Source organism: Chryseobacterium sp. GVT01B, from assembly GCF_019970045.1.
GTDB lineage: Bacteria > Bacteroidota > Bacteroidia > Flavobacteriales > Weeksellaceae > Chryseobacterium.
The window spans coordinates 521,410-536,388 of sequence record NZ_JAHXYI010000001.1; the positions used below are offsets into that span (position 1 = coordinate 521,410).

Sequence of the window (14,979 nt, forward strand, 5' to 3'; positions counted from 1 at the left end):
TAAAAATAGAAAAAAATAATAAATTCCAAATAGTATAGCAGAATTTTATGATTGGTTCTGTTTTAGACTATGTTACGCCAGACTTTTCAAAAATCTTCAGACGTTGGCAGGTTTATATCTTATTGTTGATATAGCCTTGTGTTGCTTTTGAATTTGGAAAAATTTTTCCGGGGTTTCCCATAACTATAGAATCCTGTGGCACATCAAAATTAACATAAGAATTAGGAACAATCAATACATTATTGCCAATAGTAATACCTCCTACAATTACAGCATTGGTGCCTATCCATACTTCATCACCAATAACGGGAGAACCTTCATTTTTCCCACGGTTTTGCTGGCCGATGGTAACTCCTTGCGCGATATTACAATTTTTTCCAATAACTGTTTTCGGATTGATGACAAGACTTCCCCAGTGTCCCAGATAAAAACCTTCCCCAATCTGAGTTTCAGGATAAATCTGAAATCCGTATTTGATCTGATAATGTCTTAATACAATTCTCCAGAACGTATTCAAAAGAGGGCTTTTCTGATACTTCTGAGCCTTTCTCAAAATGTAAACAAAATGAAGATTAGGATTAATACATTTTTTCCAGATCTGAAATGTTGAAAGCCATTTTCCGCTTTCCCGGTAAAAGTCTTTTTGAATGATAGAATAATCAGCCATTGTCAATGTTTTTATGCTTCATCAATTATTTTCTGAAGATGTTCCACAGATTTTTCCAATACAAATGGTAGCTCTGTTTGTGAAATCTGTTTTTTGTATTCCTCAGTGATATTTTTATCAGTAAGAAACTTTTTCATTCCTTCATATATTCCTTCTTCAGAGTTTTCTGTGATATTTCCCAGTTTTCCGTTTTGCAGAAGGTCTTTGATACCAGAAATATCCGTTGCAGAAATAGGTTTGTTAAGAATAAGTGCTTCGGCGATAATCGTAGGGAATCCTTCATGTCGGGAAGACATAATATAAAAGTCTGCTTTTTTCATATATGGATACGGGTTACTGCTAAAGCCAAGCATTTTTGCAGTATCCTGAAGTCCTAACGTATTAAGCTGATTCTGAATAGTCTCAAAGTCATAGCCATCGCCAATGATTAGCAATTGATGTTTGAATCCTTCATCTATCAATTTTTTATGAATATTCAATAACCTGTCATACCCTTTCTGTGGATATACGGTTCCTACAGTTACAAAAGTGGGAAAGTCACTACTGAAAGGATAGTCGTTGATTTCAACATCAGCCTTTTTTAAAGTATCATTTTTATCTATCGGATTAAAGATTTTGATCACGTTTTGTTTCTCCTCATCATTCTCTGCAATCTTGAGCATTTCTTCTTTCAGTTTATCTGAAATTACCAGTATTCTGTCGAATTTAAAAAGCTGTCTGATTACATCGTGTGTATATTCTTTCAGATTAAAAATATCATTCTGAATCCAGATTATTTTTTTTGAATCCTTTTGCGGACTGGAAAGCAGCTCTTTATACATCCCATGAATAGCCGCTATTTCCACATCATATTTTTTGTTTTTCAAAACAAATCTGTAAAGAAGTGATGGAAACCATAAAAACATTTTCTGATACAATACCCTGAATGCCTTCACCGGAATTTCATGAGGCCTGTTGGTGGTAATCATTTCTCCCTTAAGTAAATAATGCAGGTTGACCCATGACGGAATTTCCTTGATATACATTCCCGTATACAGGTTGATTAGAAGATCTATTTCATATTTATCCTCTGGAAGGTTTTTGAGAAAGTTGACAAGAACTTTTTCTGCACCGCCATGACGGAGGGAACCGATACGTATAAGAATTTTTTTCTTCAAAGGAGTAGTATTATTTATTTAGATTTCTTTTAAGTTTCAGGAGCAACTGAAATTGTCCGGTTTTGAGAAGTAAAAATAAAACTTTTCTATAAACCCCGATGTATATAAAATAATTAATATCCATGGATGATTTTAAACGGCTCAGATTCTTATGCGCTTCTTTTCTGTTTAAATTTTTACCAATAATTCCTTGATCTATGCTGGCTTCAATAATATCCCAGTTTACCTGATATAGATATTTTTTTATTTCTTTTCCGGACTGCTGTTTATGCAAAAAAATAAAGTCCTTAATGGCAGTATGTAATTTGAATAAGGATTCAAAGGAATGTTGTGATCTGCTCAGGGAGCTTTCAGTAAACTCATAATGATAAAGCGATGCGTCAATGATCTTTATCGCTTTAATTTGTTTTATATATTCCAAAAAAAACATCAAATCTTCACCATAGCTAACTGCCTTGTTGAAAGTAATCATATTGCCTGTTATTATTTCTCTTTCAAAAAATTTAGCAACAGGTCCCCCGAAATACAATAAATTATTTCTGACAAATAATTCTGTAAAATCTTTTTGTAAATCATAGGTTTTATAATGAAGATCTCTCGTTTTACCTCTTATAATATTTTGAAGCAGTAGAGTATCAGATGATGTATAATTATCAACAAAAACCTGGAAATAATTTTTTTCAATCCAATCATCAGAATCTATAAAACAGATTATTTTTCCTTTTGCATGAGAAATGCCAATATTTCTTGTATCGCTTACTCCGCTGTTTTTAATTTTATCAATGGCTTTGACTCTGTGATCTTTTTCAGCAAATGAATTCATTATTTCTAAAGAACGGTCTACAGACCCATCATTAATTAACAGCAATTCAAAATCTTTATAGCTCTGTTCTAAAATAGAATCAATACATTGATGCAGGCTCTCTGCAGAATTGTATACCGGTATGATGACAGATATATGTATATCGTGCTCTAAAGTATCTTTTCCCATTGCGGTATTATTTTTTCTTTACTCCATTTCTCTGATTCTGTTTTACTGGATATCATGAGTTCAGTAAGTTCCTGTGGATTATTAATCAGATGTTTTAACTTTACGATAAAATTCTCCTTATCATGCATCTTAATCAAATAACCATTATTAGTATTGATGATTTCAGAAGGGCCTGTAGGACAATCGTAGGCTATAAGTGCATTGCCGCAGAACATAGCCTCAATAAGAACGGTAGGCAGCCCTTCGTTTAATGAGGTCATGCAAAAGATTTTTGATTTTTTGTATAGCTGCAGTATTTTCTCCTGAGGAATGCTTCCCAGAAATTCAATATTTTGAAGACCAAGGTTTTGGGCCTGTTCTTTTAGTAAGGTTCTTTGAGTACCATCTCCTGCAATAATGATTTTCCAATCTTCTCCTATTTTACATTCTTTGATAATGTTAATAAAATCTTTTACATTTTTTTCAGGATCCAGCCTGCTTACTGCGCAAATAATATTCTCTTTGCTCGTAATGTCCAGCTTAAAACTTTCATAATTATCCCCAATAATATTGGAAATAACGATTGAATTTGGATTTATTTTTTTGTAATGTTCCAACGATGTATGAGTCAGAGAGATAATGGAGCGTAGATTTTTATAATACTTTCGCAAAATATTATAGTAAACCAAGCCGCCGGTCTGGTAGCTGATATGTTCCCACGCAATTGTTTTCTTACCTATCTGGCTATTGATGGCCAGCATTGATGAAATTTTATACCAGCAGGAAACAATAGTATCATAATTCTGATGGTTTTCCTTGATCCATTGGTTTAAAACCCTGTATGTTCCAAAATCATAGAAGTAAGAGTAAATATTATATATTTTGGGGATTTTATTATATTTTTTATAAATAGAGGTTCCAAATCTGGAATATTTGTCGCCAAAAGCATTGATGTAGTGCTTTTTTACTTTAGGATGTATGGGGTAGAAATCCTGATGAGCTTCCAATAGGAAAAGAATTTCGATATCATAATTTAACTCTGCCAGTTCTGAAGTGAGCTGAGACAGTACTTTGGCTACACCTCCGGGCTTAGTATTCTGATAATATATAAATAAGATTTTTTTTCGTTCCATTTGTGTTTATTTAATTCTCCTTGCTTTTTTGAATTTATAAGGGAGATTTTCTTTGATATAGGCATCCAGCTTTTTTCTGTCTTTCTCTAGTTCACGGGGATATTCCGGGTTGTTTTTAAGGACAATATCACCATAATCTTCAATGGTGCACAAGAATTGGGCCGGATTTCCAATAAACACGGTATTGTCAGGCATAGATTGTGACAGCACAGAGTTAGCTCCCAGAATACAGTTGTTTCCAATCTGTACATCCTGCATGATTACAGCATTGAGACCAATTGTACAGTTGTTTCCAATCTTTATTCTTCCAAGAATTCTGGCGTCTTCATATCCGGGAAGTCTTCTCAGTAGAGTAGTGGTTCCGCCGTGATTTACAAACCTTACATCACCTGCAATATTCACATTGTCTCCAATCTCGATAAGGTAAGGTTCAGTTCCAAAATATACCTTATCGGGCATATTGAAGTTTTTTCCTACCTTCATACCTCTATATTTAGCCACTTCAAGACTGCCTCTATTCATAAAAGAATGATAAAGAGCGTCTATTTTTAATAGGATTCTGAATATAAAAATCATCACAAGTGTAAAGTTGTTTTTGTTACTTTTGCAAAGAAAGAGAATTTATTAATATGATGAAAATTTCAAAAATAGAATATTATCTGCCTCAGCAGGTGTTAACTAACGAGGGTCTTGAAAAATTGTTCCCTGAATGGAGTTCAGAACGTATCAAGGAGAAAGTAGGTATTTCCCAACGTCATATTTCTTCAGACAATGAAACGGTGCTGGATATGGCTGTACAATCTTCCGAAAAGATTTTCGAAAACTATGACCGGGACAAAGTAGATTTTATTTTGTTCTGTACCCAAAGTCCGGAGTATTTTCTGCCTACAACGGCCTGTATTTTGCAGGACAGATTGGGGCTTAGAAAAAATATCGGAGCTATAGACTTTAATCTTGGCTGTTCAGGATTTGTGTATGGACTGGCTTTTGCGAAAGGACTGATTGCTGCAGGAATTGCAAAGAGTATTCTTTTGGTTACTTCAGAAACGTACACCAAACATATTCATCCCGATGATAAAGGAAACCGAAGCATATTCGGGGATGCCTCAGCTTCAGCAATTGTTGAAAAAGCAGAGGGTAATGACTATCAATTCTGTCTGGGAACAGACGGAAGCGGTGCCGAAAACCTTATCGTGAAGAAAGGGGCTTTCAAAAAAGACTTTGAACTGAATCCCGAGCATGAATTCAGCCCTGAAAATATTTATATGAATGGTCCTGAGATTTTTAATTTTACGATTGAAAATATCCCGGGATTGGTAAAAGAAACCCTTGAAGTAAACGGAATGACGATGGATGATATTGACCATTTTGTTTTTCACCAGGCCAATTCTTTTATGCTGAATTATTTAAGAAAGAAAACAAAAATACCGGCTGAAAAGTTCTATATTGATATGGAAAATACCGGAAACACTGTTTCTGCAACTATTCCTATTGCTCTTAAAAATATGATGGATAAAGGAATGCTGAAGGAAGGAGATAAAGTTTTAATGGCAGGCTTTGGAGTAGGATATTCTTGGGGAGCTACCATTATGGAAATTTAAGATAACAAACATTTAAAATTATAAAATATGAAAACATCCGTTTTTTTAGAAAAATTACAAGAAGAATTGGAGGAAGATGAAACATTGACGACTGAAACGAATTTAAAATCTTTGGAAAGCTATGACTCTATCAGCTTACTTTCTGTTATTGCATTTGTAGACGAAAATTTCAGCAAAAAAATTGATACCAAGCACTTTAAAGATATCGAAACCGTTTCAGATCTGATGAATGTTATAGGAAAAGAAAATTTTGAAGATTAATGGATGCTTTCTCATTAAAAAATAAAATTATTCTCATTACAGGCGCTTCTTCCGGAATAGGGAGAAGCTGTTCTGTAGAATGCAGCAAAAGCGGCGCAGATCTGATTCTCGTGGGAAGAAACCAGGATGAACTGATGAAAACCGTTGCTCTGCTGAATCCTGAAACGAAAGTTGAGATCATTGCCGAAGATATTACCCAATCTGAAAACCTTGAAGCAATTATTGCGGATAAAGTTTCAGTTTTAGGCAAAATTTCAGGATTTATACACTGTGCCGGTATCGAGAAAACATTACCGTTAAGAAAGCACAATCCTCAGTTGTACCAGGATATATTTGCAGTGAATGTCATTGCCGGACTTGAAATTGCTAAAATCCTTTCTCTAAAAAAGTATAAAGAAGAGACTTCGAGTTTTGTATTTATTTCTTCCGTTGCAGGAATGGTAGGAGAGGCTGGAAAAGCGGCTTACTCTGCCAGTAAAGGGGCTGTCATTTCAGGTGCCCGTTCGTTGGCAATGGAACTTTCCAGAAGTAATATCCGTGTCAATAGCATAAGCCCTGCGATGGTGAATACCCCGATTCTGGAAAAAATGTTTGAAGGTATTGGTGAAGAAGCTTCATCCGAAATCATAAAAAAGCATCCGCTGGGAATAGGTGACCCTAAAGATGTAGCGAATGCTTGTATTTTTTTATTGTCCGATGCCTCAAGATGGGTTACAGGAACTAATCTTGTAGTTGACGGAGGATATTCTGCACAATAACTTATTTTTTGTACAGCGTTTCTATAATATTTTCTACGCTGTCAAATATTTTCTTATTGTCGAACTGACTTTCAATATTTTTAAGATTTTCTCTGATATGGAGAACAAGGCTGGGATCGGTAAAGAATGTCTTCATTGCCGTATACATTTCATCAACTTCATAACTAATGAGGTATCCCGTTTCCCGGTCTTTGATCATCAGCCCTACATCACCTACATTCGTTGCAATAATAGGCTTCTGAAGAATTAATGCTTCAGCAATTACCAAAGGCCATGCTTCAGATTCGGAAGGAAGGATAAAGTAATCTGCCTTTTTGATGTACGGATAAGGATTCATCTGATTTCCGGCTAAAATAAATGTTTTTTCAACATTGTTTTTTGCGACCTGAGCTTTAAGGTTTTTCATTTCATCACCATCGCCAATGATAATGATGCTGTGATGGAATCCTTCGTTGATAAGCCTTGTATGGGCTTCAATAAGTTTATGATATCCTTTTCTTGAATGAAGTCTCCCGATAGATGCAAAAACGGGTCCTTCAGGGAAGTTGTCAAGCTTTTCTTCCGCCTTACGTTTTATTTCTTCGATAGGAATAGGATTGATAATAACGCTCTCAGCAGGATAATTGAGATTCGGATAATACTGATGCATCATATCCTTTATTTTGTGAGAACAGTACACCATATGATCAAACTGAGGAAAACTCTTTAAAATATCAGGAACCAAAGGCTGAAATTTTGGAACATTGATTTCAGAGTGAAACCATCCGATTTTTTTTGAATTTTTATGGGTAGAACTGAGAATAGCATCATAATCCCTGTAATCCATCCCGATTTCTATATCAAAGGTATCATTGATTAGCCTGTCAGCAATGGCAGGGTTATTTTTAAGTTTACGAAGCTTTAACCTTCTCTTGACTAGTTGAACTTTCTGTAAGAGAGTATTGTCGGAAAAGTCTTCTTTTCCATCCGTAAGGTATATTTTTCTGATATGTTTCGGAAGCTCATCACGCAGCTTACCTTGGTTAAGAGTAAGGCATACCGTCATTTCAAATTTGTCAGGATTCAGATTGTTGAGAAGTCCCAACAGTACTTTTTCTACGCCTCCCATTTCCATGGAGCGGTGTCTGAACAAAATTTTTATTTTTTTTTCTATCATTATCCGAAGATTGATTGTAAAGTAATTTTTATTTTTTTCTTGATACGGAAAGGAAGCTTGTGCTGATATTGCAGCAGTCCAAATATTTCATCCGCACCTGTATAATGATCAGGAATTTTCTGGCCATTGATGGTTGTAAGCCCTCGGCGCTTCATGGTATTGAAAATCACTTGAGCAAAATACTCATGGGATTTCTTTTTATTGTCATTCTGGGAAATTCCACCCTGGTGGGTTCTATACAGATAGTTAGTGTCATTGATGAACTGAACTTTCCCTTTTTCATACATTTTAAGGTACAGATCCTGGTCTTCTCCGATTTTCAAATCCGGATTCATTTTTTCAGTCTGCTCATACACTGCTTTTCTGAAAGTTACAAAATGAGCAATCTGAATGGGGAAATTAAAAAAATAAGGATCACCATTCGGTACCTGCATTGCAGATCTGAACGGAGAAATAGGTTTCAGATTCTGATCACATGTCATAAACCTGGAATAGGTAAGGACTGTATTTTTTTTAGCCTGAAAGATCTCCATACATTTTTGAATGGCTGTAGGGTTGATAGCATCATCAGGATCTAAAAATCCACAGATTTCCCCTTCTGCAAGCTCAATCAGTTTACTTTTTGTAACGCCTACACCGGAATTTTTTTCATTTTCGAAAAATTTAAACCTTTTATCATTTGAAATCATTTCCCGGATCATTGCCTTTTCATTTTCAGTGGAGGCATCATCCAGAATAACCGCTTCCCAGTTTGTATAGGTCTGCTGAAGAATACTTTCAAAGCAGTCTTTGAAAAAATGAGCGTTATTATAATGGGCTATAAGAATAGAAAACTTCATGAATGTTCCTTAAAGATTAATTCCTGATGATTGATCACGGTCGTATTGGGAGGTACGTCTTTGTAAATGGTACATCCTGCCCCAATAATACAGTTATCCCCGATAGTAACTCCTTTTAAGACGGTAACATTACTTCCGAGCCAGCAATTGCTTCCGATTCTGATGGGAGCTGTGGTAAACTCAGCGTGAGACAGTTTAAAATCCGGATGGGTCTGATATGCATGGTTGTGATCATACAGTTTTACATTTTCTCCGAATAATGTATTGTCACCTATGGAAATGCTGTCCAAACAGTTGATGGAACAGAAGTTATTCATGAAAAAATTGTTTCCGATTTCTAAAGTGGCATTCTGCTGTACAAGAATATGTACATAATTTCTGAAACTGACCCCATTGCCAATGGTCACTTTCTTTACATTTTCATGCAGAATGAAATGATCACTGATCCCAAGCTTTATCCCCTTGAAAGAAACATTAGGGTGTTTTTTGAGAAGTGAAACCTGGCTTTTCCGTTGAAGTTTTGCTAAAATTTCATAAAGCATACCTGAATTTATTTTCACATTTGTAGCCTACAAATATAATTTGTTTTACATAATTATAATAATAAATCTTATTTTTGTGCCTTAAAATTAATACTTTATAATAAATAAAAACAGTTCTCAGCGTTGAGTCTGCTGTGTTTTGATAAAGTAAAGCATTTTGCGGTTCTGTGAAGATAAGTCAGATTACATTTACCAGGTTTGTTGCCGCTATGGCAATTGTCATTTCCCATTTCAATAAAGATCTGTTTTTATATAAGATAGATTACATTTCCAATCTTTTTTTGAGAGCGAATGTAGGAGTAAGTTATTTCTTTATTCTTTCAGGATTTATTATGATTATTGCTTATCATAAAAAGGATAAAATTGATTATCTGGAGTTTTATAAAAACAGGTTTGCCAGAATCTATCCGCTTTATATGCTGGGACTTCTGCTGTATTTTATGACCAGATATGAAATGTTTGATTGGTATAAGCTGGTTTTATACGGATTGGGCATTCAGAGCTGGATACCGGGAGAAGCCATGATTCTTAATTTTCCGGGATGGTCTATCTCTGTGGAGTTTTTCTTTTATCTGCTTTTTCCGTTTTTATATAATTATTTTTACGCGAAGAAAAATAAAATGATCTGGGTATTTGCCATTGGACTCTGGCTGATTACTCAGGTGTTTTCAAACCTTTATCCTATGTATGGAGCCTATGAAGGGCCACACACGAAAAGTCACGAGTTTCTTTATTATTTCCCTTTCTGGCATCTTAATGAGTTTCTCATCGGAAATCTGGCAGGAATATTTTTCGTGAGAAATTATAAGCAGAAAAATTACGATCGTCAGGTGATTGCGGTCTTTCTATTGATCCTCGTGTCGCTGATGTTTGTTCCTCTTTTTTACCACAACGGTTTGATGGCTTTACTCTTTGTTCCGGCAATTTTTTTGATTTCTGCGAATAACGGGAAAGTAAGCAAGCTCTTTTCGTTAAAGCCTCTGGAATATCTGGGAGAAATAAGTTATGGTATATACATCACTCATATTCCTGTTCTTTATCTGGTAAGGGAGTTTTTAAAATGGCAGGAATATACGTTCAGTATTGATATTGTATTTGTGATCTACATTATTGTTATGCTTTTTAGTTCTGCGGTTTTTTATCAGTTTATTGAAAAACCAATGCGTGATCTTTTACGGAAGATTCATTTTGGTAAACGATGAAAAATTAAAGATTTGTTTTTAAACTAAATGTTTAGTTTAATTCTATTTTTAGAACAAATCATTTCTAAAATTAATATTATAAAGCCCTGAACGTATACTTTTATAATCCGTAAGAAGATACTTCATTATCATCCCCCATTTTTTGAGTAGAGGAGCATTGGCGATCTGGAAACTTCTGTAGACTCTTTTGATATGAACCTTAACATCATCGGGAATGGTATTTTCATTTTCTGCCCAATGATTGACCTCTTTCCACAATACAACTCTTGTGGAGGCAGGTTTAACTTCTCTGGAATCTATTTTGGTAATTCTGTTATTCTCATGAACTCCTCTTACGGCTACTGCCTTATCAAGAATCCCCGGATATAAATTCAGATAGTAGGAGAGTCTGAAAAGAAATTCAGTGTCCTGATGAAGCTTTAAATGAGTTTTAAAGAAATACTCCATATTTTTTAAAGAACTTTTACGGATGGTCAAAGCATCAATGCTGAAAAGTCCGAAAGTTCCTATCATATTAAGTTGCCCAGGAAATACATCTTTTGGAGGATATTTCTTGTAAACCGTAGTCAGACGGTCTCCAAAGACCTTATAATACTGTTCTTTTGCTTTCTCCGAATAATAATGAACCCCGATTGCACCGTAAACTCCTTCCACATCTTTATTGACAAACAGTTCTTTTTCTGCATCAAAACGGTTGGGAAGATAGTAATCATCTGCATCCAGGAAAGCAATAAAATCTCCTTCCGCTTTTTCCAATCCTAAATTTCTGCTGGCACCCGCTCCGTGATTGCCTTTATCAGGATGCTGAAAAAGCTTTACTCTACTATGTTTTTCAGCAAGTTCCTTACAAACCTGCAATGCATTGTCCGGAGACTTGTCTTCTACCAACACCACTTCATATACCTCTTCAAACTGAAGCGCGGAATCTACAGCCTGGGAAACATATTTTTCGGCATTGTAAACGGGAATAATTACTGAAATTTTCATTTGTATCGGATTATGCTTTTAATTTAATTTTTAAATAATTGGTGACTCTTTTCTCAACAAAATAATACAGAAGTGATGCCACTATAATAACCACGGCAATCTTAAATATAAAAAAGGGAAAGCTGAGGTAACCTTCAACTTTAAATCTTTTTAAAGCAATTTCTACAAAAGGATGTGACAGGTATAGTGAATAGGAAATGTCTCCCAGAAAAATAAAGGCTTTGTTTCCTTTAAACTGAAAAACATAATCAAAAGTTAAGAAAGAAAAGACAAACAGAGAGATAATAGCCAGCTTTATCATATCATTATCTATCGGGATAATGCTAAGCAGGACCAATGTAAATAATACGATTCCTGTTACAGAAAGTAATGCTGCCCAATTCTTAGGAATTGTATATTTGTTCAGTAAAAGAGCAAAAAGAATCCCCACAACAAAATAAAGATTCAGAGAGTGGGTTACCATTCGCAGATAAGGGCTTTCAAATTGAATAAAAGAACCTAAAATTGATGTAAGGATGAAAAAACCTGCAATGAAATAATATCTCTTTTCCTTAAAAAATAATGAGAGCCCGAATATAAGATAAAAGAACATCTCAAAATTTAAGGACCAGCCTAAGAAAAGGACCGGAAATTCTTTCTTCGTTGGAAGGAATAATAATGAATGGATAAGCTCATAAAGGCCTGCCCCATGAAAATAAAGGAGAAAACTCCCTCCTGGTATCATCGCAGCGAAAGTCAAAAGATAATACAGCGGAACAATTCTGATCACCCTTCTTTTGTAAAATAAAGTGATCTGCTGAAAAGAATTTTTACTGAAATTTATTTTTTGAGTGGTGAAAGCCATGATAAATCCACTGATAATAAAAAATACGGGAACACCGATACTCCCTTTTTTAAAGAGAATATCACCAAGATCCAGCCCAGGTAGATTTATTGTTTCACGAAAATGAAAGCAACATACCAATAAGGCTGAAATCCCTCTTAATATCTGGAGGTTGTTAAGCTTCATGACTGACTGAACCTTATTTTTTAAATATCTTTTTCAAAATAAGTCCCATTACAAAAGGCACTCTGGCAATATTATGCTGAAGTGTTTTGAATCCGTCTATTGTAAATTTGGTGTCTTCTGTCATTCCATATTCTGAAAAATCTACTTCAGGAACAGCTTTATGTTTAAAGGTGACATTCATTAAGTTGTACTGATGGATAACCTGGATGTACATCTCTTTACTGTCTTCCACAGAAAAATCAGGGTAATGGCGATAGCTGTTGTGAGCCCTTTCCTTTAGCATTGTTTTGAAATTGTCTACACTTTCCGCTAAGCTTACAAAGGGGTTTACTACAGCGTTGTAAACATTCACTACAGCTTTACGATCCGGAAGCATGGTAAGCTGGTATCCTCTTCTTAAATCTATGACCAGGTCATGAATTGGTTTGAAATGCTCTTGTACCGTTTTTATATAATCCTGATGAAGCATATCATCATTATCCAGTTCGCTGGTGATCACAAATTTTGTGTCAGAAGTGAAATATTGAGGGATTATTTCTACTGCTTTTGTTTTCATTACATCAAAATCCTCTACAAATACCGCTTTGAAAGTTGGATATTCCGTTTCAATTTCTTTAATGATTTTTCTAAACTTATCAGATGTATTGGTGTCGAAAAAAGTAAGCCAGACGTAGTTTTGATTGGTTTGATTTTTATAAGAAGGAAGCACGTAAGTTCTGAATAATTTGAAGCGGTCATCCAGCCATTCTTCAGTAAGAGGTTTATATCCTGAACGTGTTTCGTTCCAGCCTTTTGTAGGAACATTGAATCTTGTCATGATTACGTGTACAAATTGACTCATCTAAATAAATTTTATTTAAAGTTATATAATTTTTCAAGGTTTCCGCTGTAAATCTGTTTTGACAGCAACCTAGCTCATTTGTGTAGTTTTATGGATATATAGTGTTTTTCCAGAGGCATTGAAACCTAAATTTAGCCATCTGCATTCTTTCGAAAAAACTTGTAGTAAAATCTTTTAAAAGAAAGATATTTAGCAACTACAGCCAGAGGAATCATTTTTTGAAATTCCTTTCTTTGCTGTACAAGCTGGGTTGTACGAACTTCTATGATATAATAAGCAAGCTTGTCATGAACATCTTCGCCGTAAAGTTTTTTTAAGGTAGGTAAAATTTTAAGGCGCTGTTTCATGATTTTAAGCGGATCAGCGGACATATTATCATTGACGTCTTTTCTGTAATGAGCGAGAGGTTCATTGATCAAAAGAGCCTCAGGATTATCTTTGGTGATATAAATCCACATTACCCAGTCTTCACAGCTGGTAAGGGTAATATCAAAAAGAAAACCTTCCAGAAGTTTTTTATGGATTAAAGCGCAATGGATAGGAATAGAAAATCTCAGATCCCAACCATACACAATTCCATCAAATGTCAGGAAACTCTGCTCAATATCTTTATATCCAGGAAGATGAGCTTGGTTTCTATAGATTGTGTACTGACTTACAATCAGGGGGTATTCTTTATCTCCGGAAAGACTTTTTGAAAATTTTTCACGGTGGATGAGGTCATCAGAATCCAAAAACTGTATATAATCTCCGGTCACGATTTCCAGGGCTGCATTTCTTGCAGAAGATAAACCTCCGTTTTCTTTATAAAGATATTTGAAGCGACTGTCTTTTTTTACCCATTTATCAGCTACTTCGTCAGTATTATCAGGTGATCCGTCATTGACAATGATACATTCCCAATTTTCATACGTCTGGTCCAGTATAGACTGCAGACATTCGTCTAAAAACTGAGCCTGTTTGTAGCAGGGGACAATTACGGATATTTTGGGATTCATTTTCATTTTTTATTCAATAGGTTTAATGTGTTTTTTATGCTTCATCTGGTCGTAAAACCACTACTTTTTAATTGTTTTTTTCTTGACCTTAATACTATCTTAAGCTTTCTTGTCGAAGGTACAAAAATTATTTTTTCCGGTACAGAATGGTATCTTTCAGGACAATCATAAATAAGATGAATAGAGTTTTTTCAGATATTCATCGGGAGAGAGGCCTGCGAAAAAATCTTCTGTAAGGCTGTTGAATTCTATATTATAAAAGGAACCTTCATCCACCGTTTCATAATCTGCATTTTTGGCAAGATGATTCTCCAGCTGAGACAAAATTTCCGGTAATGAATACTGGTAAGGATAGGCCAGATTAACAATCTCATTGTTGAGGTCTTGCATGTACTTCCCGACAAATGATGCAATATCATCTGTACCAATCAGAATTCTTCTTGCATTGCTGTGAATCGTAAGTTTATTTTCCGATAGAATTGAGTTTTTAAGAAAGTTGATCAGCGTATTGGGATTTCCTCCGCGACCTACAGCATTTCCTACTCTGAAAATAACAAAGCTTGAACAATGCTCAGCTATTATTTTTTCAATCGTAATTTTATGAATGACATAAGGGCTGTGGGTTTTGGTGGGATCATAAATACTACATGTGGAGAAATAGATCAGTTTTTTATCCGGATTTTGGCTGATAACCGATTTCAACAGGGATATTTCTCTTTCAAATTCAGCAGGAGCCTTTTCCAACGAATTGGAAACTCCTGATGCAAAAAAAACAACATCCTCTTTATCATAAAGTTTTACGGCATTTGCCAGGATTCCACTACCAATAATCATATGCTTCTTTTCTAATTAAGATGT

At 35.0% G+C, this 14,979-nt stretch carries 17 protein-coding genes; 4 read left to right on the plus strand and 13 right to left on the minus strand.

Annotated features, from left to right (window positions below; translation table 11 throughout):
* Positions 1-112 precede the first annotated feature (112 nt).
* Genes LC457_RS02365 through LC457_RS02385 form a run of 5 tightly spaced genes read right to left on the minus strand, consistent with a single transcriptional unit; the run spans position 113 to position 4,449 of the window.
* Complete coding sequence (locus LC457_RS02365) at positions 113-667, minus strand: serine O-acetyltransferase (RefSeq protein WP_223598453.1); 555 nt, start codon at positions 665-667, stop codon at positions 113-115.
* Positions 668-678: 11 nt separating this feature from the next.
* Positions 679-1,824 (minus strand): glycosyltransferase, encoded by a 1,146-nt coding sequence (locus tag LC457_RS02370; RefSeq protein WP_223598454.1) that lies wholly within the window; start codon positions 1,822-1,824, stop codon positions 679-681.
* 10 nt (positions 1,825-1,834) lie between these two features.
* On the minus strand, positions 1,835-2,815 hold the full coding sequence (locus LC457_RS02375) for a glycosyltransferase family 2 protein (RefSeq protein WP_223598455.1): 981 nt from the start codon (positions 2,813-2,815) through the stop codon (positions 1,835-1,837).
* Entirely contained in the window at positions 2,797-3,927 is a 1,131-nt protein-coding gene (locus LC457_RS02380; RefSeq protein WP_223598456.1) for a glycosyltransferase, read from the minus strand. The genes LC457_RS02375 and LC457_RS02380 overlap by 19 nt, the downstream gene beginning before the upstream one ends.
* A 6-nt stretch (positions 3,928-3,933) precedes the next feature.
* A complete protein-coding gene (locus LC457_RS02385; RefSeq protein ID WP_223598457.1) occupies positions 3,934-4,449 on the minus strand; it encodes an acyltransferase in 516 nt (171 codons plus the stop codon).
* Between the two features lie 107 nt (positions 4,450-4,556).
* Here LC457_RS02385 and LC457_RS02390 point away from each other — a divergent pair, with 107 nt between their 5' ends.
* Genes LC457_RS02390 through LC457_RS02400 form a run of 3 tightly spaced genes read left to right on the plus strand, consistent with a single transcriptional unit; the run spans position 4,557 to position 6,547 of the window.
* A complete protein-coding gene (locus LC457_RS02390; protein ID WP_223598458.1) occupies positions 4,557-5,528 on the plus strand; it encodes a 3-oxoacyl-ACP synthase III family protein in 972 nt (323 codons plus the stop codon).
* A gap of 27 nt (positions 5,529-5,555) precedes the next feature.
* Positions 5,556-5,789, plus strand: coding sequence for a phosphopantetheine-binding protein (locus LC457_RS02395; protein WP_047380387.1), 234 nt, complete (start codon positions 5,556-5,558; stop codon positions 5,787-5,789).
* Complete coding sequence (locus LC457_RS02400; protein ID WP_223598459.1) at positions 5,789-6,547, plus strand: SDR family NAD(P)-dependent oxidoreductase; 759 nt, start codon at positions 5,789-5,791, stop codon at positions 6,545-6,547. The genes LC457_RS02395 and LC457_RS02400 overlap by 1 nt, the downstream gene beginning before the upstream one ends.
* A gap of 1 nt (position 6,548) precedes the next feature.
* Here the strand turns inward: LC457_RS02400 and LC457_RS02405 are convergent, their stop codons facing one another.
* From LC457_RS02405 to LC457_RS02415, 3 genes are read right to left on the minus strand one after another with little or no spacing between them, the layout of a single operon-like run.
* Positions 6,549-7,703 carry a glycosyltransferase gene (locus tag LC457_RS02405; RefSeq protein ID WP_223598460.1) on the minus strand — a complete coding sequence of 385 codons (1,155 nt, stop codon included), beginning with the start codon at positions 7,701-7,703 and terminating at the stop codon, positions 6,549-6,551.
* Entirely contained in the window at positions 7,703-8,542 is an 840-nt protein-coding gene (locus tag LC457_RS02410) for a glycosyltransferase (protein WP_223598461.1), read from the minus strand. The genes LC457_RS02405 and LC457_RS02410 overlap by 1 nt, the downstream gene beginning before the upstream one ends.
* On the minus strand, positions 8,539-9,084 hold the full coding sequence (locus tag LC457_RS02415; RefSeq protein ID WP_223598462.1) for a DapH/DapD/GlmU-related protein: 546 nt from the start codon (positions 9,082-9,084) through the stop codon (positions 8,539-8,541). Before LC457_RS02415 ends, LC457_RS02410 begins: the two co-directional genes overlap by 4 nt.
* Positions 9,085-9,251: 167 nt before the next feature.
* Between LC457_RS02415 and LC457_RS02420 the strand changes: the two genes are divergently transcribed.
* The gene (locus tag LC457_RS02420) at positions 9,252-10,286 is read left to right on the plus strand and encodes an acyltransferase (protein WP_223598463.1); all 1,035 of its coding nucleotides are present in this window, start codon (positions 9,252-9,254) and stop codon (positions 10,284-10,286) included.
* Between the two features lie 48 nt (positions 10,287-10,334).
* Here the strand turns inward: LC457_RS02420 and LC457_RS02425 are convergent, their stop codons facing one another.
* From LC457_RS02425 to LC457_RS02445, 5 genes are all read right to left on the minus strand, one after another.
* On the minus strand, positions 10,335-11,273 hold the full coding sequence (locus tag LC457_RS02425; RefSeq protein ID WP_223598464.1) for a glycosyltransferase family 2 protein: 939 nt from the start codon (positions 11,271-11,273) through the stop codon (positions 10,335-10,337).
* Between the two features lie 10 nt (positions 11,274-11,283).
* A complete protein-coding gene (locus LC457_RS02430) occupies positions 11,284-12,282 on the minus strand; it encodes an acyltransferase (RefSeq protein ID WP_223598465.1) in 999 nt (332 codons plus the stop codon).
* A 13-nt stretch (positions 12,283-12,295) separates the two neighbouring features.
* On the minus strand, positions 12,296-13,123 hold the full coding sequence (locus LC457_RS02435; protein ID WP_223598466.1) for a glycosyltransferase: 828 nt from the start codon (positions 13,121-13,123) through the stop codon (positions 12,296-12,298).
* A 131-nt stretch (positions 13,124-13,254) separates the two neighbouring features.
* A complete protein-coding gene (locus tag LC457_RS02440) occupies positions 13,255-14,121 on the minus strand; it encodes a glycosyltransferase family 2 protein (RefSeq protein WP_223598467.1) in 867 nt (288 codons plus the stop codon).
* 165 nt (positions 14,122-14,286) lie between these two features.
* The gene (locus tag LC457_RS02445; protein ID WP_223598468.1) at positions 14,287-14,955 is read right to left on the minus strand and encodes an NAD-dependent epimerase/dehydratase family protein; all 669 of its coding nucleotides are present in this window, start codon (positions 14,953-14,955) and stop codon (positions 14,287-14,289) included.
* Positions 14,956-14,979: the final 24 nt, after the last annotated feature.

What these genes read in the sequence shown, in the direction of transcription:
- LC457_RS02365 (WP_223598453.1), bottom strand. Translation starts at nt 667, where the DNA reads ATGGCTGATTATTCTATCATTCAAAAAGACTTTTACCGGGAAAGCGGA.
- LC457_RS02375 (WP_223598455.1), bottom strand. Translation starts at nt 2,815, where the DNA reads ATGGGAAAAGATACTTTAGAGCACGATATACATATATCTGTCATCATA.
- LC457_RS02380 (WP_223598456.1), bottom strand. Translation starts at nt 3,927, where the DNA reads ATGGAACGAAAAAAAATCTTATTTATATATTATCAGAATACTAAGCCC.
- LC457_RS02385 (WP_223598457.1), bottom strand. Translation starts at nt 4,449, where the DNA reads ATGAATAGAGGCAGTCTTGAAGTGGCTAAATATAGAGGTATGAAGGTA.
- LC457_RS02390 (WP_223598458.1), top strand. Translation starts at nt 4,557, where the DNA reads ATGATGAAAATTTCAAAAATAGAATATTATCTGCCTCAGCAGGTGTTA.
- LC457_RS02395 (WP_047380387.1), top strand. Translation starts at nt 5,556, where the DNA reads ATGAAAACATCCGTTTTTTTAGAAAAATTACAAGAAGAATTGGAGGAA.
- LC457_RS02400 (WP_223598459.1), top strand. Translation starts at nt 5,789, where the DNA reads ATGGATGCTTTCTCATTAAAAAATAAAATTATTCTCATTACAGGCGCT.
- LC457_RS02405 (WP_223598460.1), bottom strand. Translation starts at nt 7,703, where the DNA reads ATGATAGAAAAAAAAATAAAAATTTTGTTCAGACACCGCTCCATGGAA.
- LC457_RS02410 (WP_223598461.1), bottom strand. Translation starts at nt 8,542, where the DNA reads ATGAAGTTTTCTATTCTTATAGCCCATTATAATAACGCTCATTTTTTC.
- LC457_RS02415 (WP_223598462.1), bottom strand. Translation starts at nt 9,084, where the DNA reads ATGCTTTATGAAATTTTAGCAAAACTTCAACGGAAAAGCCAGGTTTCA.
- LC457_RS02425 (WP_223598464.1), bottom strand. Translation starts at nt 11,273, where the DNA reads ATGAAAATTTCAGTAATTATTCCCGTTTACAATGCCGAAAAATATGTT.
- LC457_RS02430 (WP_223598465.1), bottom strand. Translation starts at nt 12,282, where the DNA reads ATGAAGCTTAACAACCTCCAGATATTAAGAGGGATTTCAGCCTTATTG.
- LC457_RS02435 (WP_223598466.1), bottom strand. Translation starts at nt 13,123, where the DNA reads ATGAGTCAATTTGTACACGTAATCATGACAAGATTCAATGTTCCTACA.
- LC457_RS02440 (WP_223598467.1), bottom strand. Translation starts at nt 14,121, where the DNA reads ATGAATCCCAAAATATCCGTAATTGTCCCCTGCTACAAACAGGCTCAG.
- LC457_RS02445 (WP_223598468.1), bottom strand. Translation starts at nt 14,955, where the DNA reads ATGATTATTGGTAGTGGAATCCTGGCAAATGCCGTAAAACTTTATGAT.